We start from the raw sequence: 20,698 nt of genomic DNA, 5'->3' as shown, positions 1-20,698 counted from the left end.
GCATGTCAGGTCCCGGAAATCTCGACAAGAGCCCGGCGCGGACCATGCAGGACATGCGGGAAGTGGTCTATGACCTCGTCGTCAACCAGCTCAAGGTCAAGCAGGCGACCTACCTTGGGCATTCCCTGGGTGGCCAACTGATCCTGGGCTATGCGTTGACATATCCCGATTCCGTGAGGAGCCTGGTGCTCGAAGCGCCTGCGGGCCTTGAGGAATATCCGCGCGAAGTCACAATCGCGCCGGGCAAGACGGCAAAGCTCCTGCCAAGTGGGAAAATGGTGGTGAGGGGGGCGTCACCCTTGAATCACTGGGCGGAGGAAAGCTGCGCACCGCTTACATCGCGATCGGTACGCCGCGGCGCAATGCTGCTGGCGAGATCACCAACGCGGTAGTCATCAATTCCTACTACTCGGGCGATTCCACCGACATGTACGAGCAGTGGGTCAAGGGTACCGCGCTTTCGGGCGGCGTCCCGATCATCGGACCGGGCCGTCCGATCGATACCGATCGCTACTATGTCGTCATGGTCGATCCGCTCGGCACCTGGGGTGCGAGCAAGCCCTCGGATGGTCTTGGGATCAAATTCCCGCAGTACACTTATTTCGATATGGTGCAGGCAAACTACCGAATGCTTCGCGATCATCTGAAGATCGCAAGGGTCGCGCTCGCCGCTGGTGTCTCGATGGGTGGCACGCAGACTTATGTCTGGGGCGTCATGCATCCGGAATATGTCAGCGCACTGATGCCGATCGGCGGCACAACGCAGTCGGACGCCGGCGATCCCGTCGGAAATTGGACGTTCCAGTTGATGACTGCGGCGATCCAGTCCGATCCGATCTGGCAGCAGACCAAGGGGGACTACTACAACCTGCCCAAAGAGAAGCACCCGCTGATGGGTATGGCGTTCGGCTGGTCGGTACTCGGCTTGACCGGCTATGATTTGTCGTACCGGACCACGCAGTCGTTCACCGCTGTGCAGCCCGAAATCTTCTATTGGGATCCGCCGAACGAGAAGGCCGGACTCAGCGTGATCAATCGATCGAAGCTGTATGACGCCGTTGATCTGGTATGGCGCAATCGGGTTGGCGAGCTCCACAACATTAATAATGATCTCGGCCGCATCCAGTCGCGCACGCTGGTCATGCACATCAAGAACGACCTGTGGCTCAACTTCAAGCTCGCCGAGAAGGCGGTCGAAAACATCCCGGGCGCTGATCTGATTGCCGAGGAGAGCCCGGTCGCCCACTACGGCGTATTTTCTATCATCAATGGCCACAAGAACGATCCGAAATTTGTGTCGTTCATGGATGATGTTGCCAGCCTCGATAAGGCGCAGCAATTTGTCGACAAGAACTTCCGTACGCCGGGCGTGGCATCCGACATCGATCCAAAGAAATCCTTCTGGAAGGACTACGTCACCTATCCCTATCCCGTAAAATACGCCAACGCCAAGGACGCCAAGGGCACCACCTGGCAGATCGGCTACATGGATGAATACTACGGCACCGACAAGGATCCGAAGGTCCTGGTCATCATCCACGGAAAGGGAGCATTCGCCGGCCACTACGGCAATATCATGCAGTATGCGCTGCGCAGCGGGCTGCATGGCGCGCTTGCGCGGCAGCTCGCTCTCACCCTGCCGGGTCAGTTCAACGCCGGCTGGCAAACCGAACTGAACACACAGCTGCATCGCGAGACGGAGATCGTTTCCCTTCTCTTGCGCGCGACCTCATGGATGCCGGATATCATGGTTTTCTACAACACCTTGATCTGGGAGGCCGCTTGGGTACCCACCCCGACGGCCGGCATCGCCGATCGGCGCCTTGCCACCACCATCGACATTGCGGCCCTTGGGCATGCCGCGCACGGCGCGATCCGGCCCGCCGCCCTCCTACCCGTCGAAGCGTCCACAGATGATCCATTTGTCGCCGCTTTGCGCCGGATCGAATTTGAAAGCAGCCGTCTGATCCAGGCACAGATCTATTTTCTGAAGAGTGACGAACTCAAATCCGTCCGCGACGCCGTCGGCGCGGCCGTGAATGACCGGCATCGACTGGTACGCAAATTGTGGGCGGATGTGCTGGAAAGCATCGGGATCAAGCCCCGCGCCGATGACGAATGACGCGGGCCTTGACCCAGATCAACGTTGCCGTCGTACCAAGCAGCAGTGTTCGCTGGATCATCCCACCTTGGATCGATTGCGGAGTGATCATGAAGGCCGTTTCCGCCGAAGAAGCCGTCGCGATGATCCCGAACAATGCGCGCGTCATGGTCGGCGGTTTCATGGGCGTGGGCACGCCCGAGCGCCTGCTCGACGAATTGGTCCGGCAAAAGAAGTCGGGCCTGACGTTGATCAGCAACGATGCGGCCACGCCTGGCAAGGGCGTCGGCAAGCTGTTCGATGGGGCGCAGGTATCGAGCATGATCGGCACCCATATAGGGCTAAATCCGAAGGCGCAGCAGCAGATGTTGGGCAATCAGATCACGGTCGACCTGATTCCACAGGGCACTTTCGTTGAACGTATCCGTGCGGGAGGCTGCGGTCTTGGCGGCGTCCTGACGCCCACCGGCGTTGGTACCCTTGTCGAGGAAGGTAAGCAGAAGATCGAAGTCGACGGCAAACCGTATCTGCTTGAGACCGCCCTGCGGGCCGATTTCGCGCTGGTACACGCCTTCTTGGCCGACTACGCCGGCAACCTGTCCTATGCCCTCACCGCGCGGAATTTCAATCCGGTCATGGCGATGGCGGCAGACACCGTCATCGTCACTGCCGAACACATTGTTCCGGTCGGCGTGATTGCTCCCGATCACGTCGTCACGCCAGGACCTCTGGTCGACTATCTCGTCGCGAATGGGTGAACCATGGATGCACAAACCATCATCGCGCGTCGCGTAGCGAAGGAATTGCAGCCGGGTAACCTTGTCAATCTCGGCATTGGGATTCCGACCTTGGTAGCGAACTACGTTCCAGCCGGGCTCAGGGTGTTCTTTCAGTCCGAGAATGGCTTGATCGGGACTGGCCCAATTCCCGAACAGGGCTTGGCCCATCCACTACTGACTGATGCCGGCGGCAAGCCCATCAGCGCATTGCCTGGCGCGGCGACCTTCGATAGTGCCATGTCGTTCGGCCTGATCCGTGGCGGCCATGTCGATATCACGGTGCTGGGTGGCCTCCAGGTCGATGCCGGCGGCCAGTTGGCCAACTGGATGATCCCGGGCAAGATGGTGCCGGGCATGGGCGGCGCAATGGACCTCGTCAGCGGTGCCAAGCGCGTCATCGTCGCGATGCAGCATGCGGCAAAGGGAAAGTCGAAGATCGTAGCCAGATGCAACCTGCCACTCACATCAGCGCGTTCAGTTGATCTTGTAGTGACAGATTTGGCGGTGATCGCGTTCCCCGGCGGCAAAGCGACCCTGCTTGAAACAGCGCCCGGCCTGACGGTCGCGGAGGTGCTGGCGGTGACGGAAGCAGAACTCGTGATTCCCGATACCGTCCCCGAGATGACATTCTGACCAAAGCGAGTCGATGCCATGAGGATTTTCAACGGATTCAACGAGCTCAAGTCGGCGGTTGGCACCGAAGTCGGAGTCAGCGACTGGATCGAGATCACCCAGGAGCGCATCGACAAGTTTGCCGACGCCACCTGCGACGAACAATGGATCCATGTCGACCAGGAGCGGGCCAAGGCCGAAATGCCCGGAGGTAAGACCATCGCCCACGGCCTCTTGTCACTGAGCCTGACCCCAATGTTCATTCGCTCGGTGATGGGCCTGAAGGGGTTGAAGAACACGCTGAACTATGGCGCGGACCGGATCCGGTATCTGGCGCCTGTTCCGGCTGGATCAAAGCTGCGTGGGCGGGTCGGCATTGCGGAAGCCGAAGACGTGCCGCCGAACGGCCTGAGGGTTCATTACCGCGTGGTGATCGAGATGGAGGGCGGTACCCGCCCTGCCTGCGTCGCGGAAGTCATCGGTCTGCACTACGCCTGAACCGTCACGGTGCGGCTCAGTCGATGATGTGGTAACCGCCATCGATATAGAGCACGCTGCCGGTGATCAGTTTTGCACCGTCGAGAGCCAGGAATGCCGTGGCGTTGCCGACGTCGTCGATGCTGACGAGGCTGCGCGTCGGCGCCTGCGACTGAGCCTTGTCCATCAGCTCGTCGAATTCAGGGATGCCGGATGCCGCGCGCGTGGCGAGCGGACCGGGCGAAATAGCGTGAACCCGAATGCCTTTCGGCCCAAGCTCGGCTGCGACGTAGCGTACCGCGGCCTCGAGAGCGGCCTTCGCGACACCCATGACATTGTAGTTCTTCACCACCATCTGGCTGCCGTAATAAGTCATGGTGAAGATCGTGCCGCCGTTCTTCATCAACGGCTCGGCCAGGTGCGCCATCCGCAGGAACGACCAGCAGGACACATCCATGGTCTTCTGAAAGCCCTCACGATCGACGTCGACGACGCGGCCATGCAGGGCGCCCTTCGGCGAGAAGGCGATCGAATGAAGCAGGAAATCAAGCTGGCCCCACTCCTTCTCGATCCGCTCGAACACCTTCTCGGTCTCTCCTTCGCCCATCACGTCGAGCGGCATGAAAATCGGGGATTCCAGCGCCCTGGCCAGCGGTTCGACGTGCTTCTTGGCCTTCTCGTTCAGATAGGTGACGGCGAGCTCGGCACCGAGCGCCCGAAACGCCTTGGCGCAGCCCCAGGCGATCGATTGGTCGTTGGCTATGCCGACGATCAACCCCTTCTTGCCTTTCAGCGCAACCTTGGTCTCGGGAAATACCGGGATGGTCATGACACTCTCTCGCGGTTCGGGTTTGGCGATTGCTGGTTCATGAGCAGCGTCAGCGTATGCTGCGCGATCATCAACTCTTCATCGGTCGGTACGACGTAGACGGGAATGCGGCTGCCAGACCGCGAGATCCGGGTCGCATGCTTGGCATTCTCGACCGGATCGAGGGCGGCGCCGAGCCAGGCCAGCCTCTCGGCGACCCGGCCGCGGATCGAAGCGGAATTTTCGCCGATACCCGCCGTGAAGACGAAGCCGTCGAGTCCTTCCATCGCGGCTGCCAGCATGCCGGCGTTGAGGCCGATGCGATAAACGAAATAGTCGATCGCGAATGCTGCGCGCGGGTCTGCGCTGGCCTCGAGCTCGCGCATGTCGTTGCTGACGCCGGACAGGCCTTTCAAGCCACAATCGCGGTACAGGAAATCCTGAACCTGCGAGACCGACATTCCCTTCAGGGCGATCATGTACAGGACAACGCCAGGATCGATCTGGCCGGGCCGCGTTCCCATCGCGAGACCGTCGAGCGCGGTGAATCCCATTGTGCTCTCGACGCTCTTGCCTGCCTTGATCGCACACATCGAGGCCCCGCTGCCGAGATGGGCGACGATGATTCGTCCGCCGGCAATCTCGGGAGCCACCTGTGGCAGCCGCTTGGACACGTATTCGTAGGACAGGCCGTGGAAGCCGTAGCGCCTGATCCCTTCGTCGTAGAGCGCATGCGGAACGGCGTAATGGTCAGCCAGAGGATGATGGTCTCGGTGGAATGCCGTATCGAAGCAGGCGACCTGGGGCAGGCCAGGGAAATTGGTGAGCAGTGATTTGATAGGCGCCAGATTATGCGGCTGGTGCAACGGCGCCAGCGGCGCGTAGCGTTCCAGCCGGGTCACGACCGCGGGATCGATTAGCACCGGGCGCGCATGATCCGGCCCGCCGTGCACCACGCGATGGCCGACGGCGACCGGTTTGATGTTGAGCTCGTCTCTCAGCCAGGCGCCGGCGACCGACATGGCGGCCGGAACATCGGCGACCGTCTCGATCGGATAGGCACGGTCGGCAGCAGGCTCGCCACTCGAACCGCTAGCGCGCAGCCGCGGCCGGCTGCCGATCCCGTCCATCTGGCCTTTCAGCTGCCGGCGAAGCCTGCCCGCGCCTTCCACCGCGAAGACCTGAAACTTCACGCTGGAGGAGCCGGCATTGACGACGAGGATCGTATGCATGGCGGTCACGCAGCGGCGATGGGCGCGCTGCGGCGTCGCGCATCCGCATAGAGTGCCGCTACCGCGGCTGAAGCCATACGGGACCGTGCGGAGTCGGCGCGCGAGGTCAGCACGACCGGCACACGGGCGCCGAGGACGATGCCGGCGCCGTCGGCCTTGGCAAAATAGGCCAGATTTTTCGCCAGCATATTGCCAGACTCGAGGTCGGGCACGACCAGGATTTGCGCCCTGCCCGCAACCTCCGACTTGATGCCCTTGATCCGCGCCGCCTCCATGTCGATCGCATTGTCAAAGGCGAGCGGGCCGTCGAGCAGGGCGCCGGTGATCTGCTTGCGGTCCGCCATCTTGCAAAGCGCAGCCGCTTCGATGGTTGACGGGATCTTCGACGTCACGGTCTCGACAGCCGACAGGATCGCGACGCGCGGCGTGGTACCGAAACCGGCCTGATTGTAGAGGTCGACAGCGTTCTGGATGATGTCGCGCTTGCCGTCGAGATCCGGGAAGATGTTGATGGCGGCGTCGGTAACGAACACCGTATCGGTGTAGGCCGGCACATCCATGACGAACACATGACTGATGCGTCGGTCGGTGCGGAGACCGCCGACCTTGGCTGTCACGCTGCGCATCAGTTCGTCGGTGTGCAGGCTCCCCTTCATCAGGACCTCGCCCCGGCCCTCATGGATCAGCTCGACGCCTCTGGCCGCCGCGGCGGCTTCCGTCGGCGGCGTATCGACAATCTCGTAACCGGAGATGTCCAGGTCGTGCTTCGCTGCCATATCCCGAATCCGTGCCGCCGGGCCGACAAGGATCGCCTTGATGATCCCGGCTTGCGCGGAATCGATCGCACCGCGCAGCGAGCTCTCGTCGCAGGGATGCACGACGACGGTGGAAACTGACGGAACTCCCTTCGCCGTCGTGATCAAGCGATCGTACTTCGATCCCGGTCGGTTCTCGCTCGTTCCGGCTGCCGTAACATCCATTGCTCTGCTCCGCGTAGCTATGAAGCCCGGGCTTTCGGATCGAAAGGGACCGTGTTGTCCTGGCCGTCGAGCCCGAACAGCCCGGCGACCTGTTTCAACCGCCTGGCCACCTCGCCGGATATGTCCGCGCTGGCCGACAACACCTCCTGGATGGCAGCAAACGCCCTGCGGCGCTCGTCCATGTTGTCAGGCAGGAGTTTTGGAATGGCCGCCAGTGCGGCATCCCGGTTGAGCAGCAGCATGAAGAACTGCTCGCGCACCAACTTCTTGAATTCCGCGAGCGTCATCCGCCCGGACTCGTCGCTTCGCCGAAGACGCCGCAACGCCTCAAGGCTACGCTCGTCGACCATGCCACGGGCCGATCCGACATAGACCAAGGCGCGAACGCCGGCCTCTCGGAGGCCGCCGGAGCCCGTTTTCGACGACAGTTCCGCGACGCGGGCTTGCAGACGCTCGCGGTGTCTTGGATCCATCTCGCGCCGTTGTGAGGGTTTCGCCTGCGGATCAACACCGACTGCCGCCTGCAATGCGGGCGAACCGTAGATCGCAAGGAACATCGCTTCGCTCAGCGCCTCTTGCAAGTCACGCCACTGATCGAGAGAACCGACGATCTGCTTCGATATCTGCTCCTGGAACGTTAGGAACGGATTGTCCTTGGTGGCAGGTTTGCGCGCGTCGCGCGCCTTGTCCGCGGCATTCTCGACCATCTTCATCCATGGGTTTTCGCTGCTGAACGCCTCGTATTGGAGGCGGAGCGGATGCCAATTGCGCATCATCTCCGCCATCTGCGGCGTCACCATCGATTTGACCCAAGGCTGCAGGTATTTCCGATAGGCGGCGAGATTCATCTCCGATACACGCTTTGCGGTCTCGAACCGCCGTTCATCTTCGGGCGAATTCCCTCCCATCGCCCGGATGTCGTCCAGCGTGCGGGCCTCGCAGCGCATCACCCATTGTCCGACAGCAAGCTCATCATTGAGCGTATCGGCTCCCCTCGCTTCGAATGTGGCCTCGTAGAGGCCGGGTGGCAGGACGTCGATCAAGTCGATGTTGCTCGAGAACTCTGCGTGCTCCTTCTTCGCGACGCCGCCGGAAACGAAAATGCCGAGATGGCCGACCGTCTCATGAACGGTGTAGACGATGGTCTGCCCATGGGCCCTGATTTCGTCGACATCCGCATAAAGATCCAGAATCCAGTTCAGCGCCTGTTGCGGAGGCGTGATATTGTCGCCTTTTGAGCAGAACACCACGATTGGCGACCGGATATTGCGCAGGTCGACTGCGGTTCCGTCGGACATCGTGACGCGACCGGCAGCAAGATTGTTGCCGATGAAGAGTTCATCGACAATGAACTGGATCTCCTCGGCGTTGAGGTTTACGTGCCCGCCCCACCACCGTTCGAACTCCAGATAGCGATCGGCCTCGGTGTCGACCTTGGAGTACACGTTGTACTGCTTGGTCCACAGCGTGTTCGACGGATTCTGGTTCTCGAAGTTCTGGACCAGCCAGGCACCATCGAACTTGCCGGCGCCGAGGTCGCTGGAGAGTGCTGTCAACCAGCTGCCACCGAGCAGTCCCCCGGAGTAACGCATCGGATATTTGCCATGCACGCCAGCCCAATAAGCCAGTGGCGCGCCCGCCACGATCACCGGACCGAATAGTTCCGGACGTAACGACGCAAGGATCATGATCGCCCATCCGGCCTGGCAATTGCCAATTACGCACGGTTTGCCATCAGCCTCGGGATGCCGCTCGATGACCTTCTCGATGAAGATGGCTTCAGCGCGCGCTATGCGCTCGATGGTCTGGCCCGGCATCGGGTCGGGCAGGAAACCGATAAAGTAGCAGGGATGCCCTGCCCTCATCGCGACGCCAATCTCACTGTCGGCCTTGAAGCCACCGATCCCCGGCCCATGTCCCGCGCGCGGGTCGACGACGACGAACGGCCGCCGCTCGAGGTCGATCTCCACGCCCTCTGGCGGGATTATGCGCACCAACGCATAGTTGACCGGCTGCTCCAGCTCGCGGCCATCCAGGATGAGTTCGGCGGCATAACTCAGGACGTGGGGTGCCGTCTGGGCAACATGCTCACGATACTGGTCACCACGCTGGCGCAGGATGTCCAGAAGCAGCACACTGCGCTGCCCGGCGTCCACCATATATTCCACGGCCTTGGCGACGACTCCTGACATAGGGCCGCCCGGGATTTGCGGATTGTCCAGCGACATCGTTTCGGTTCCTCCGCCAACGACTGAATAGAACCGCTTGGCGCGCCCGGGGCGTTGACTTAAGTCAAGCCACGATCGAGGTCCTGCGCTCTTCCTTGACTCGGGAGGACAGGTCGCGCCGATGCCCGAAATTATGCAGCCAACGAACGTCTGCGCGATCGCCGAGTTGTCACCATCCGCGCCTTACGGCCCGACGACAAAGACGACATGTTGTCCGCGATCAGCCGGACCGGCGACCAATCGCTTCAACGCCGCTTCTTCGATCCCAAACGCCGCTTCTCGGAGAACGAGGTCGCCTTCTTCCTGAACATCGATTTTGCCAAGCACGTCGCTTTGGTTGCGCTTACTGACGAGGATGGACACGAGGTGATAATCGGCGGAGGTCGGTATGTCGTCGCGACGGCCGGAATAGCCGAGGTCGCTTTCGTGGTGATCGATGACTATCAGGGACAGGGCACCACCTTGCGATCCTAGCACGCAAGGCTGAGCTCAAGGAGCTGGTGGCCGAAGTGCTGCCGGAGAACACGGCGATGCGAAGGGTTTTCGCCAAGTTCGGTTTTCGGGTCCGGCGTGGAACGGACCCGCAGGTCGTACACCTGGCTCTATCTTTATAGCGAGGCGGGAATTCCTCACCGAGGAGTTCAAGATCGAGAATTGCTCCTCGAATGCTCACCAATCACCCCGGAGGAACACACCATGAAGAAATCACCTGCCGAAGAACGAACCGGGCGCGCCCAGCATCGAGCCTTGGGATTGTGCGACCGTCGATTTGACTGGATGGCTTCGTGAAAACAGCACTTGGCAAGTCCATCTCGCTAAGCCGCCGCGCATGCGCCGTTAGCGGAGCGCGTTCTGGCCGTGCTGCGCGCGCTGACGTGCATCATTGTGTCAGGGAAGGAAACATGGGTTGAACTCGTAGAAACCGAAACAACCGAAGTCCCTTCAAACAACTTCGGTTGACACGCCCTCCGTCAGGACAATTGAAATCATTGCGTTTCAGCTCTGCCAGCACCTCAATAACTTTTGCTTTGGTTTTGTTGAAATCTCCGTAGGCCGGGATGTCTGCATCCTTCGACTTCGGTACGGCAACGTGGAGCGCCATTTCCGAGCAAACTCTCTACATCCCTAGGATGCCGGCAGACCGATATGAGATGGCCCTCGACGAAATTCCCGAAGACAATTGGCTGAAGGCCGGAACTCAAGCGGGCTTCAATGCTAGGCTGCTAAGCAACTACTGGCAATCGCTTGCGCATCTAGCGGGAAGCCGGTCTCTACCGGCTGGAACATGAAACATGAATCTTTCCCACACTACGCCAGGCCCTGAAGGGCAATCGGTAGGCGCAGCAGCGCGCCGCGCCGCTTAACCAGGACGATCTGTGAACTTCCGATCTGGGTCACAAGCCGCTCATAGCGACCGAACCGGGGACGTCCGGTTCACCCTGAAGAGCCGACCTTTTCCGGTAATCATGCAGACCGTCATCTATGAGCTAAGGAAGTATACCCTCGCCAGATTTCCGGGCCAGGTGCGTCAGAGTGAAGTCCATTGCGGCGACGCATCTCCGTTTTGTGTTTATGGTGCGCTCGGAGGGCGTTCGCGTTTGCTGCGATTTCAACGGGTTACTGAAGCTAAAAACGAATTGAGGTGCATTTCGTGGATAAAAGTGCCTTTTGGCCCAACCGCTGAATAAGAGCCCTGCCCTTTACGAGGTCAGGTTGGCACCGCCGCTCATAACGGTCTGGTTGCAGGTTCGAGTCCTGCCGGGCCCACCAATGAGATCAATATCTTGCTTGGTTCTCGTTGCCCGCAGAACGACGACCGCTCCAGAAACCGCACCAGATACGTGCACTTTTCGTTCGTGCGCTAGTTCGCGCATCGCAAACCGCTCGATGGACTGGTCCAACTTGGGTCATGGCGAATGTAATCATCCCCCACTCATCGATTGGTGGAGATGCTCCGACAGAGCCGCTGATTAAGTGTCTGCTCCTCTGCGGGTTATTACAGATACTCAGCTGCAAATACCGCACTCAACGTGGTCATATAGATCAATAGGTTACAAGCGAATTGTAAATCAGGAACCCGCGCATTGCCGAGCCGCAGCCGAGAAGTCGCCGTTGGTTGGCCCGAGGTGCCCCCCGTATGAGGCTCCTATTTGCGCCAGCGTTGCGATCGGACACCTACGAACCTTGCTCTAACGCCCGAGCCCGACCGGCCAGAGTAGTGATACTCCGAGCGAAACGGCCAGAAGCAGACATGAGCGTCGATTCCAAACCGAACCTTCTTCTTCGAAAGCCACGTTGTTGTCGACGAGTCGGTTGCCGTCTTGATGCGAATACGTGCAATGCCTTCAGAGTTGCGCGCCCAATTGAGACGAGAGCCGTTCGGCCTCTTCGCGTAATCGCGGCCCCAGGCCGCCTGCGTGATCGGCGGTGAGGCGGGAAGATGGACCGGAAAGCGCGAGAGCGCCGACAAGGCTTCCTTCGGGGCCAAAGACCGGCATCGCAAGCGACGCAACGTGCGGGTCGGTTACACCGCAGCTATAAATCGGAACTTGGATGTCCGCCGATTTCTGTCTGGCTTTTCCGCTGAAGGCACTTAGGACCTGGGCAATCGACGAGCCGTCCATTGGACGCGCGTCGCCTGGACGGACATTCATTCGAAGTTGATACGGCGAGTCCGCCCGGAACAGGCAGATCCGTTGATTGCCACGCCGAATGTAGAACGACGCAGTTTCAAGCGACTCAGCGGCGAGACGCTCTAGCACCGGCACAATGCGCCCCTCCATCGCGAAGGATTGCTGGTAGACGGAGCCGATGCGGGCGCACTCGACGCCGAGGCGATAGCGCCCATCTTCCAATCGCTCGATCAATTCGAATTTTTCCAGCGAGATGCAAAGACGCATGATCGTACTCTTCACGAGTGACGTGCGGCGGGCGAGCTCCGTCAATTCCAGCGCATCGTCTCCGCGTCGAAAGGCCGTGAGCACCGCCAACACCCTTTCGGCCGATGCGACGCCTTCAAGCTTCGGCCTGTTTCGTACTCCCTTCAGCATTCTTTTCCACGTCCGCTCGTTTTCGAGACCTGACCTGCAGGAGTCTCATAACCTCCCAGCTTGATCCTCAGGTCAATACGTCCTATTGAAAATGAAACGGTGTTTCAAAATTAACAACACTATGATACCGTTGTTACAGAGCAGGACGCAAAGGGAAGGAAAATGCAAATCGGAGCTTCGGTGGCTTTTGGTCGAACTCCGCCCTCATCGGGTGATGGGTGCGGCGCATTATTTGCCGGAGCTATAGGGACCCGCAGCAGGACAAGAGGTGCCCGTAGAGGGCCGGCGTGACCTCATGATCCCGCGCCTTCCGCCCGAACCTGCCGCGTTGCCGCTCTACGGCGCCTTCTGCGCCGAACTGCGAGCGCGCGGCTTTGCCGGCGATCTGACCGCGGGCAACGCGGACCGAACGGTCATGGCGACCGACAATTCGATCTATCAACTGACCCCGCAGGCCATCGCCTTTCCGCTAGATGTCAACGACCTCGTGCGCATCGCGAAGCTGCTCGGCGAGGAACGCTTCGCGGATGTGCGGATTGCGCCGCGCGGCGGCGGCACCGGCACCAACGGCCAGTCATTGACGGAAGGCCTCGTCGTCGACCTGTCGCGCCACATGAATCGCATCCTGGCCATCGATCCGCAGCGGCTGACGGCGCGTGTCGAGGCAGGCGTCGTCAAGGACCAGCTGAACGCGGCACTCAAGTCTCACGGCTTGTTCTTCGCGCCCGAGCTTTCGACCTCCAACCGCGCGACCATCGGCGGAATGATCTCGACCGATGCCTGCGGCCAGGGATCGTGTCTCTATGGCAAGACACGCGACCACGTGCTCGAACTCACGACCGTTCTTTCCAATGGCAGCGTTTGGCATTCCCGGCCGCTGGATCAGGCAGGACTGGCGCAGGCCCAGGGGCGACCGGATCTCGCCGGAAGCATCCATCGCGAAGTCGACAGGCTCGAGCGCGAAAACGCGACGCGCGTCGCCGAACTCTTCCCGAAGCTCAACCGCTGCCTGACGGGCTATGACCTCGCCCATGTCAGGACCGCGGATGGGCGTTTTGACTTGAATGCGATCCTTTGCGGCTCCGAAGGCACGCTTGGTTTTCTGGCGGAAGCCACGCTGAAGGTTCTGCCGCTGCCGAGCCACACCGCGCTCGTCAACGTGCGCTACGACAGCTTCGATGCAGCGCTGCGCGACGCACAGGTTCTTGTTCCCTTCGGACCCGCATCCATTGAGACGGTTGATTCCAAAGTTCTTGCGCTCGCCCAGGACGACCTGATCTGGGCCGATGTCACCGGCTTCTTTCCCGAGGACGGTGGCGAGCGGGCGCGCGGCGTCAACCTTGTCGAGTTTGTCGGCAACGATGAGGCGGAGGTGGAGCGCGCGGTTGGCCGCCTCGCTTCCTTACTGGACAGCTCCGGTGCAGGCCGGCGCGGCTACACCGTTGCGCGCGGCGCCAAGGATGTCGAGCGCATCTGGGACATGCGCAAGAAGTCGGTCGGCCTCCTCGGCAACATGAGGGGTGACAAGCGGCCGATTCCCTTTGTGGAAGACACCGCCGTTCCACGGGAGCACCTTGCCGACTACATCGCCGAATTTCGCGCGGCGCTGGACCGCCGCGGGCTCGACTACGGCATGTTCGGCCATGTCGACGCCGGCGTGCTCCACGTCCGCCCCGCGATCGACATGAAAGCGGTCGGCGCCGAGGCGCTCGTCCGCGACGTGACGGAAGAAGTCGTGGCGCTGACGCAGCGCTACGGCGGACTGCTGTGGGGCGAACATGGCAAGGGCGTTCGGTCCGAGTTCTCGCCCCGCTTCTTCGGTCCGCTCTATCCGGTTCTGCAGGCCATCAAAGCGGCCTTCGATCCACGCAACCAGTTCAATCCCGGCAAGATCGCGGTGCCGGAAGGCGGCAAGCTTCTGAGCGTCGATGGCGTGCCGACCAAGGGAAACAGCGACCGCACCATCCCGCCAGTCGTGCGGGCCGGTTACGATGAAGCCCTGCACTGCAATGGCAATGGCGCCTGCTTCAACTGGGATCCTGATGACGCCATGTGCCCCTCCTGGAAGGGCACGCGTGAGCGCCGTCATTCACCGAAGGGCCGCGCCCAGTTGATGCGCGAGTGGCTGCGTCGGCTGGCCGTGGCAGGGAGCGATCCGCTTGACGAGGCGCGCCGCCTGCGCGCCCGCCCGGACTGGATGGCCTTTCCGTCTCGCCTGCTTGCAACGCTGCGCAACCGCAACGACTTCTCTCACGAGATCCATGAGGCGATGGCCGGTTGCCTCGCCTGCAAGTCCTGTTCGGCGCAGTGCCCGATCAAAATCGACGTGCCGACGTTCCGGGCGAAGTTTCTCGAACTTTATCATGGCCGTTACCTGCGGCCCCTGCGACACCATCTGCTGGCGGCCCTGGAGCGATTGGTACCCTGGATGGCAAAGGCGCCAAAACTCTTCAATCTCGCCACCGCTACCGGCCTGCCTGCAACGATTGGGCTCGTTCACACGCCGCCTCTGTCGAACCTGAACCTTGATCGCGAAATCGCGCACCGCGGCGTCGCGTTTGCAGCGGAAGGTTTGTCAAAACTATCTGACGCCGAGCGCCTGACCAGCGTTGTCATCGTGCAAGACGCTTTCACCAGTTATTACGACACGCGGGTGCTGCTCGACCTCGTCGATCTCCTGACCGGGATCGGCTTGCGGCCCTGGCTTTCGCCCTATCGACCGAACGGCAAGCCACTGCACGTCCACGGCTTCCTCGGCAGGTTCGAACAACTCGCGTCCGCGAACGCGACAGCGCTTGAGGACATCGCTGCCACCGGCGTTGCGTTGATCGGGCTCGATCCCTCCATGACGCTGACCTATCGGTCGGAATATGCCCACGCGCTTCCGGGACGCGACGTCCCGCAGGTCCAGCTCGTGCAGGAATGGCTCGCCCAGCGTCTCGACGGCATTCCGCCGGCGACATGGCAAGAAGAATACTGGCTGCTCCCTCACTGTACCGAGCGGACCACCGCGCAGCCGGCTGTGGCGGCCTGGTCGAGCGTGTTCGAGGCATTCGGACTCAAGCTATCGGTCTTGCCCTCAGGCTGTTGCGGGATGGCCGGCACCTACGGCCACGAGCGCGAGCACCGGGCGATGTCGGAACGCATCTACCAGCTCAGCTGGGCCGTACACGTCGCCGAAAAAGGCAAATCAGGCCGTCTGCTCGCGGACGGATATTCCTGTCGATCGCAAGCGAAAATCATAGACGGCGTTCGCTTGCGTCACCCGATCGAGGTTCTGTGCGCGCACGTTGCGGAGAGAGGCGGTCGCGCCGGCCTCCGCCGCCTCGCCGATGCGCAGGGCTGAACCCGTCAACACCAACACAAAGGAAGCACATCATGGCAGACCGCAAACAGTTCAGACTTGGCCTCGTCGGTTATGGCGAGATCGGCAGCACCCTCGGCGCGGGCCTCCGCAAGGCCGGCCTCCAGCAGATTGCCTGCTACGACAAATATGCATTCGACGGCCCCTATTCCGATATTATTCAGAGCAGGGCGCGCGAAGCCGGCGTCACCCTGGTGCGCTCAAACAAGGAGCTGGCCGACGCGAGTGACCTGATCTTCAGCGTCACGCCGGGTTCGGCGTCGCTCGAAAGCGCCGACGCCTTTGCGCCGGTTCTCACCAACAGGCACACATTTCTCGATTTCGCTTCTGCCACGCCGAAAATCAAGAAGGGCGTTGCGGAAAAGCTGGCGTCGAGCGGCGCGCTTCTCGGCGACGGCTCGATCGAAGGCACGCCGCTTCACGGCTACTCCATGCGCATGCTGTCAAGCGGTCCCGCCGGCGAGCGCGTTCGGGACTGGCTCGTTCCATGGGGAATGCAGATCGAATTCACCGGCGAAGTTCTCGGTACCGCATCCGGCATCAAGATTCTCCGCTCCGTCCTCATCAAGGGTATCGAAGCGCTGACGGACGAGATGCTGCTCGCAGCCCGTCAATACGGGATCGACGAAATCGTGCTTGCGTCCGCCTCCAAGACGCTTGCGCGGCCATGGATGGATACCGTGCACAGCCTCACACCATCAGGTGTGATCCACGCCAAGCGCCGCGCCGAGGAACTCGAAATGTCGGCGGACGCCGTCCAGGATGCCGGCGTCGAGCCGATCATGGCGCGCGCGATCGCGGCGCGCCTGCGCTGGAAGGAAAGCCTCGGTCTCAAGGACCACTTCAAGGGCATCGTGCCGCGCACCTACCAGGAAGCGCTCGACGCCATCGAATTCAAGGCCGGTCTGACACGATCGAAGAAGGCCTGACCACACTCTCCATTCACGCCTCCCATCATCAGGATTTAGTCATGTCCATCGGATTCAAGATACACACCCGCCAACGCAAGGTCGAACAGGCCACGGTCGAAAAGTTCAAGGCCATTGCGGTCGCCAACATCAGCGACTCCATGAACCGCATGACGCATGGCGGCCCCCGTTTGCGGCCGCTGCATGCGGGAGGCGCGCTGGCCGGCGTTGCCCTGACGGTCAAGCAGCGTCCCGGCGACAACCTCATGGTCCACGCTGCGCTCAATCGCGCCAAGGCCGGGGATGTCATCGTCGTCGATGCCGGCGGCGACCTGACCAACGCCATCATCGGAGAACTAATGATATCACACGCGCAGCAGATCGGGGTTGCGGGCGTGATCATCAACGGCGCCGTGCGTGACTATGGTTGGATCCGCGCGAACTCATTTCCGGTCTACGCGGCGGGCGTGACGCATCGCGGTCCCTACAAGAATGGACCGGGCGAGGTGAACGCGCCGATTGCGATCGACGGCATGATCATTCAGCCCGGCGATTTGATCGTCGGCGACGACGACGGCTTTGTCTGCATTCCCTACGAACAGACCGAAGCGGTCTATGACGCCGCCAACAAGAAGCAGCAAGGCGAAGCCAAGACGATGGCAGCCATCAAGGCCGGTACCGTTGACCGCTCCTGGGTCGAGCGCGCCCTCCAAGAGGCGGGCTGCGAAGGAGTCTAATCAGCAGTTTGCGCGGCGCGTCGCACTCGGACGAGCCATCACGCGCAACCATGAACACCGCAGGGGAGGATAAGGACGTGAGCGAACAGTCTGTGCAATCACTCGAACGGACAACGATACGCCGGGTCGTTCTGCGGCTCGTTCCGTTCCTGATGGTTTGCTACTTCTTCGCCTTGCTCGACAGGGTCAATGTCGGTTTTGCCGCGTTGCAGATGAACAAGGATCTCGGGCTGACGCCGGCGATGTTCGGCTTCGCTGCGAGCCTGTTCTTCTTTTCCTATTTCCTGGTCGAAGTTCCGAGCAATCTTGCCTTGCAGCGCTTCGGTGCCCGCCGCTGGATCGCGCGGATCATGATCACGTGGGGACTGATCACGGCCTGCATGGGTCTGGTGACCGGGCCGTACTCGCTGTATGCGATGCGGTTCATCCTGGGAGCTGCGGAAGCCGGCTTCTTTCCGGGCGCAATCCTCTATCTGACGTACTGGCTGCCGAATGAATACCGCGCGCGCATCCTTGCGACCTTCACGGTTTCCATCCCGCTGGCGACATTCCTCGGATCCCCGCTGTCCGTATCGCTGCTCGAACTGGACGGCGTTCTCGGTCTCAAGGGCTGGCAGTGGCTGTTCATCCTGGAAGGGCTTCCCACGATTCTGCTCGGGATTACCTGCCTTTTCGTGCTGACCGACAAGCCGCGCGACGCAAGCTGGCTGAGCGACGCGCAGCGCGAATGGCTGATCGGCCGTCTCGACGAAGAGGCTTCGCATAAAAAGCCCGTCGGTCACATCTCGCTGTGGGAACTCGCGCGCAACAAGTACTTCCTGACGATGGCGCTGGTCTGCTCAGGCGCATCGGCAACCGGCAGCGTGTTGTCGGTATGGCAACCGCAGGTCCTCAAGGCGTTCGGCCTGACCAACCTGCAGACCGGCTTCGTCAACGCGATTCCGTACGGCATCGCCACGGTGCTCATGATCCTGTGGGGTCGACATTCCGACCGGAGCGACGAGCGGAAATGGCACACTGCGCTTCCCCTGCTGCTCGGGGCGTTCGGCCTGTCCTATCTCACTTTGTCCGGAAGCCTTGCGACCACCGTTGCCGCCGTATCCTGCGCGCTGGTCGGCGCCTATGCCTTCAAGGGACCGTTCTGGGCGTTGTCATCCGGATGGTTGTCGGCCACCACGCTGGCCGCGGGCATCGCGGGCATCAACGCCATCGCCAATCTGATCGGCGGCGGCATCATGGTCAACGTCGTCGGGCTGATCAAGGAGTCAACCGGGAGCTTCGCGCTCGGCATGTTGCCGGTTGCCGCGATCGATGCGGCCGCTGCCATCAGCGTGCTCGTTCTCGGCCGTGCGGCCGCTCGCGAAGCACGCGCGGCCTCGACCGCAGCATGAGCCAGCTTGGACGGGAGTCACACGTGATCACCTTGATTAGTCGCCGCCATTACCTTGCGTTGCTTTCGGCCGGCGCCGCGCTCGGCGCGACAACGCATCATGCCTTCGCCCAGCCGGTGCCCTGGTCTTCGGGCACGGCGGCCCCATCAATCGCCGTGCCGCCAAATGCGACCGACTGCCACCATCACATTTACGACAGCCGGTTTCCGCCGGCGCCGAGCGCGACGCTGCGGCCGCCGGACGCCAGCGTCGATAATTATCGCCAGTTGCAGCACCGGCTCGGGCTCGCGCGCAACGTGGTAGTGCAGCCTTCGACCTACGGGACCGACAATCGCCTGCTGGTCGAATCGGTCAAGGCGTTCGGCAACAACGCACGTGGTATCGCCATGCTCGACGCCACTGTGACAACGGACGAGATCAAACGCCTCCACGCCATCGGCATTCGCGGCGTGCGGTTCGGCACACGGCTTCCCGGTGGCGCCCCGATAGACGACTTGGCGCCGGTCGCCAGCAAGATCGCCGAGTTCGGCTGGCATATCCAGCTCGTGTCGGACGGCGACAAGATCGTTGAGCTGAAAGATACTCTGGAGGGATTGCCTGTCCCGGTCGTGTTTGACCACATGGGTCACCTTCCCGAGCCAGCCGGCCCGGATCATCCGGCGTTTGGCGTGATCGCCAGGCTCATTGAAACGCGCGGCGCATGGGTGAAGCTGACTGGCGCCTACATTCTCTCGAAAAGCGGCGCGCCGACCTATGCTGACCGGAACCGGCTTGCGCGGGCCTTCGTCAAGCTTGCCCCCGAAAGGCTCGTCTGGGGCAGCGATTGGCCGCATCCCACGTCGCCTGCCGACGCAAAACCCGATGATGCCGTGCTGCTCGATCTGCTGGCTGTTTCGGCACCGGATGCAAAGCTGCAGGCGCAGATCCTCGTCGACAACCCCGCTGCGCTCTACGGCTTCTGAACGCACGGACGCTCATCAGGAGAAAACCCATGAAAGCAATCCATGGTGCTGAAGTCGCTCGGCGCGATGTCTTAAAAGCGGCTGGCTTGTTTGCGATGTCGACGGCGGTCGGACTGCAGGGCGGCCACGCTGAGGCGCAACAAGGGGTGGTGCCGTTTTCGTCGGGCACCGAACCTCCGAAGACGTCTGTTCCGGAAGGTGCTTGCGATTCCCACATCCACATCTTCTCGCGGCAGTTTCCCGCTTCGAGTCACTGGAAAGGCGAGCCGGTGATCGATAGCGACGTACCGGCCTACCGATCGTTTCAAAAACGCATCGGAACCAGCCGCGTGGTCGTGGTGACGCCGTCGACCTATGGCGTCGACAATCGCGCCACGCTCGACGGTGTCGCGCAATTCGGCAATTCGGCGCGCGCCGTGGTCGTCGTCGATCTCGATATTTCCGATGCGGAACTAACGCAGATGGCCGCGAAGGGCGCGGTTGGCATCAGGGTCAATTTTGTGACGTCGCAATCATGGGGAGTAACGACTGCCGAGCGCCTGGATACGATGGCCAGAAAGGTTCATCCGCTCGGCTGGCACGTTCAGGTTTACATGACAGGCGACCAGATCGCCGATCTCGAGAGCGTCTTGTCACGACTGCCGACACCGGTGGTGATCGATCACATTGCCCGCTTGCCGCCCGCTCAAGGCCTCAATCATCGCGCCTATACGGCGGTCCGCAAGCTGCTTGATGGCGGACGGACCTGGATGAAACTTTCCGGGGCTTACCTCAACACTGCGAGCGGACCTCCCAACTACGCCGATGCAACCGAGGTTGCGAAGGCATTCGCCAAGGCCGCGCCAGAGCGAATGGTCTGGGGAAGTGATTGGCCGCATCGCGGCGAAAAGCACATGCCTGATGATGCGGGCCTGTTCGACCTGTTGGCACAGTGGACGCCGGATGAAACTGCCCGCAAGAAAATCCTCGTCGATAATCCGAGGCAATTGTACGGCTTTCTGTAGCGTTGGAGAAGCAAACACCCCGCGAAGGCTACGTGGATCTGCCAGCCATGTCTACAATGGGTCTT

At 61.4% G+C, this 20,698-nt stretch carries 15 protein-coding genes and 2 pseudogenes; 12 read left to right on the top strand and 5 right to left on the bottom strand.

Annotated features, from left to right (window positions below; translation table 11 throughout):
* Nucleotides 1-2: 2 nt before the first annotated feature.
* The 5 genes and pseudogenes from ACVISU_RS37860 to ACVISU_RS37840 form a co-directional block, all read left to right on the top strand.
* Nucleotides 3-203 (top strand): annotated as a pseudogene (locus tag ACVISU_RS37860) (alpha/beta fold hydrolase); the annotation flags it as partial.
* Between the two features lie 56 nt (nucleotides 204-259).
* A pseudogene (locus ACVISU_RS37855) lies at nucleotides 260-1,603 on the top strand (alpha/beta fold hydrolase); the annotation flags it as partial.
* A 608-nt stretch (nucleotides 1,604-2,211) separates the two neighbouring features.
* Nucleotides 2,212-2,859 (top strand): CoA transferase subunit A, encoded by a 648-nt coding sequence (locus ACVISU_RS37850; RefSeq protein ID WP_456710984.1) that lies wholly within the window; start codon nucleotides 2,212-2,214, stop codon nucleotides 2,857-2,859.
* Between the two features lie 3 nt (nucleotides 2,860-2,862).
* On the top strand, nucleotides 2,863-3,513 hold the full coding sequence (locus ACVISU_RS37845) for a 3-oxoacid CoA-transferase subunit B (RefSeq protein ID WP_050404494.1): 651 nt from the start codon (nucleotides 2,863-2,865) through the stop codon (nucleotides 3,511-3,513).
* A gap of 18 nt (nucleotides 3,514-3,531) precedes the next feature.
* On the top strand, nucleotides 3,532-3,990 hold the full coding sequence (locus tag ACVISU_RS37840; RefSeq protein WP_050404493.1) for a MaoC family dehydratase: 459 nt from the start codon (nucleotides 3,532-3,534) through the stop codon (nucleotides 3,988-3,990).
* Nucleotides 3,991-4,006: 16 nt separating this feature from the next.
* Here the strand turns inward: ACVISU_RS37840 and fabI are convergent, their stop codons facing one another.
* Genes fabI through ACVISU_RS37820 form a run of 4 tightly spaced genes read right to left on the bottom strand, consistent with a single transcriptional unit; the run spans nucleotide 4,007 to nucleotide 9,217 of the window.
* Complete coding sequence (gene fabI, locus ACVISU_RS37835) at nucleotides 4,007-4,798, bottom strand: enoyl-ACP reductase FabI (RefSeq protein WP_456710347.1); 792 nt, start codon at nucleotides 4,796-4,798, stop codon at nucleotides 4,007-4,009.
* The gene (locus tag ACVISU_RS37830) at nucleotides 4,795-6,009 is read right to left on the bottom strand and encodes an acetate/propionate family kinase (protein ID WP_456710346.1); all 1,215 of its coding nucleotides are present in this window, start codon (nucleotides 6,007-6,009) and stop codon (nucleotides 4,795-4,797) included. Before ACVISU_RS37830 ends, fabI begins: the two co-directional genes overlap by 4 nt.
* A gap of 5 nt (nucleotides 6,010-6,014) precedes the next feature.
* Nucleotides 6,015-6,989, bottom strand: a complete 975-nt coding sequence (locus ACVISU_RS37825) for a phosphate acetyltransferase (RefSeq protein WP_050404490.1) — start codon at nucleotides 6,987-6,989, stop codon at nucleotides 6,015-6,017.
* A gap of 17 nt (nucleotides 6,990-7,006) precedes the next feature.
* The gene (locus ACVISU_RS37820) at nucleotides 7,007-9,217 is read right to left on the bottom strand and encodes a DUF3141 domain-containing protein (protein ID WP_456710345.1); all 2,211 of its coding nucleotides are present in this window, start codon (nucleotides 9,215-9,217) and stop codon (nucleotides 7,007-7,009) included.
* Nucleotides 9,218-9,424: 207 nt separating this feature from the next.
* Between ACVISU_RS37820 and ACVISU_RS37815 the strand changes: the two genes are divergently transcribed.
* Entirely contained in the window at nucleotides 9,425-9,691 is a 267-nt protein-coding gene (locus ACVISU_RS37815) for a hypothetical protein (RefSeq protein ID WP_456710344.1), read from the top strand.
* Nucleotides 9,692-11,562: 1,871 nt separating this feature from the next.
* Here the strand turns inward: ACVISU_RS37815 and ACVISU_RS37810 are convergent.
* Nucleotides 11,563-12,267: an IclR family transcriptional regulator gene (locus ACVISU_RS37810; RefSeq protein WP_456710343.1), complete on the bottom strand. Its 705-nt coding sequence runs from the start codon at nucleotides 12,265-12,267 to the stop codon at nucleotides 11,563-11,565.
* Nucleotides 12,268-12,562: 295 nt separating this feature from the next.
* Between ACVISU_RS37810 and ydiJ the strand changes: the two genes are divergently transcribed.
* The 6 genes from ydiJ (at nucleotide 12,563) to ACVISU_RS37780 (ending at nucleotide 20,633) form a co-directional block, all read left to right on the top strand.
* Nucleotides 12,563-15,613 (top strand): D-2-hydroxyglutarate dehydrogenase YdiJ, encoded by a 3,051-nt coding sequence (gene ydiJ, locus ACVISU_RS37805; protein ID WP_456710342.1) that lies wholly within the window; start codon nucleotides 12,563-12,565, stop codon nucleotides 15,611-15,613.
* 32 nt (nucleotides 15,614-15,645) lie between these two features.
* Nucleotides 15,646-16,560 carry a DUF1932 domain-containing protein gene (locus ACVISU_RS37800; protein ID WP_456710341.1) on the top strand — a complete coding sequence of 305 codons (915 nt, stop codon included), beginning with the start codon at nucleotides 15,646-15,648 and terminating at the stop codon, nucleotides 16,558-16,560.
* Between the two features lie 41 nt (nucleotides 16,561-16,601).
* A complete protein-coding gene (locus ACVISU_RS37795; protein WP_050401586.1) occupies nucleotides 16,602-17,276 on the top strand; it encodes an RraA family protein in 675 nt (224 codons plus the stop codon).
* A gap of 77 nt (nucleotides 17,277-17,353) precedes the next feature.
* Nucleotides 17,354-18,667 (top strand): MFS transporter, encoded by a 1,314-nt coding sequence (locus tag ACVISU_RS37790; RefSeq protein ID WP_456710340.1) that lies wholly within the window; start codon nucleotides 17,354-17,356, stop codon nucleotides 18,665-18,667.
* Between the two features lie 23 nt (nucleotides 18,668-18,690).
* Nucleotides 18,691-19,629 (top strand): amidohydrolase family protein, encoded by a 939-nt coding sequence (locus ACVISU_RS37785; RefSeq protein WP_456710339.1) that lies wholly within the window; start codon nucleotides 18,691-18,693, stop codon nucleotides 19,627-19,629.
* 29 nt (nucleotides 19,630-19,658) lie between these two features.
* Nucleotides 19,659-20,633: an amidohydrolase family protein gene (locus ACVISU_RS37780; protein ID WP_456710338.1), complete on the top strand. Its 975-nt coding sequence runs from the start codon at nucleotides 19,659-19,661 to the stop codon at nucleotides 20,631-20,633.
* The last annotated feature ends 65 nt before the right edge of the window (nucleotides 20,634-20,698 follow it).

Source organism: Bradyrhizobium sp. USDA 4452 (assembly GCF_054063575.1).
This window is presented reverse-complemented; position numbering and strand designations above follow the sequence as displayed.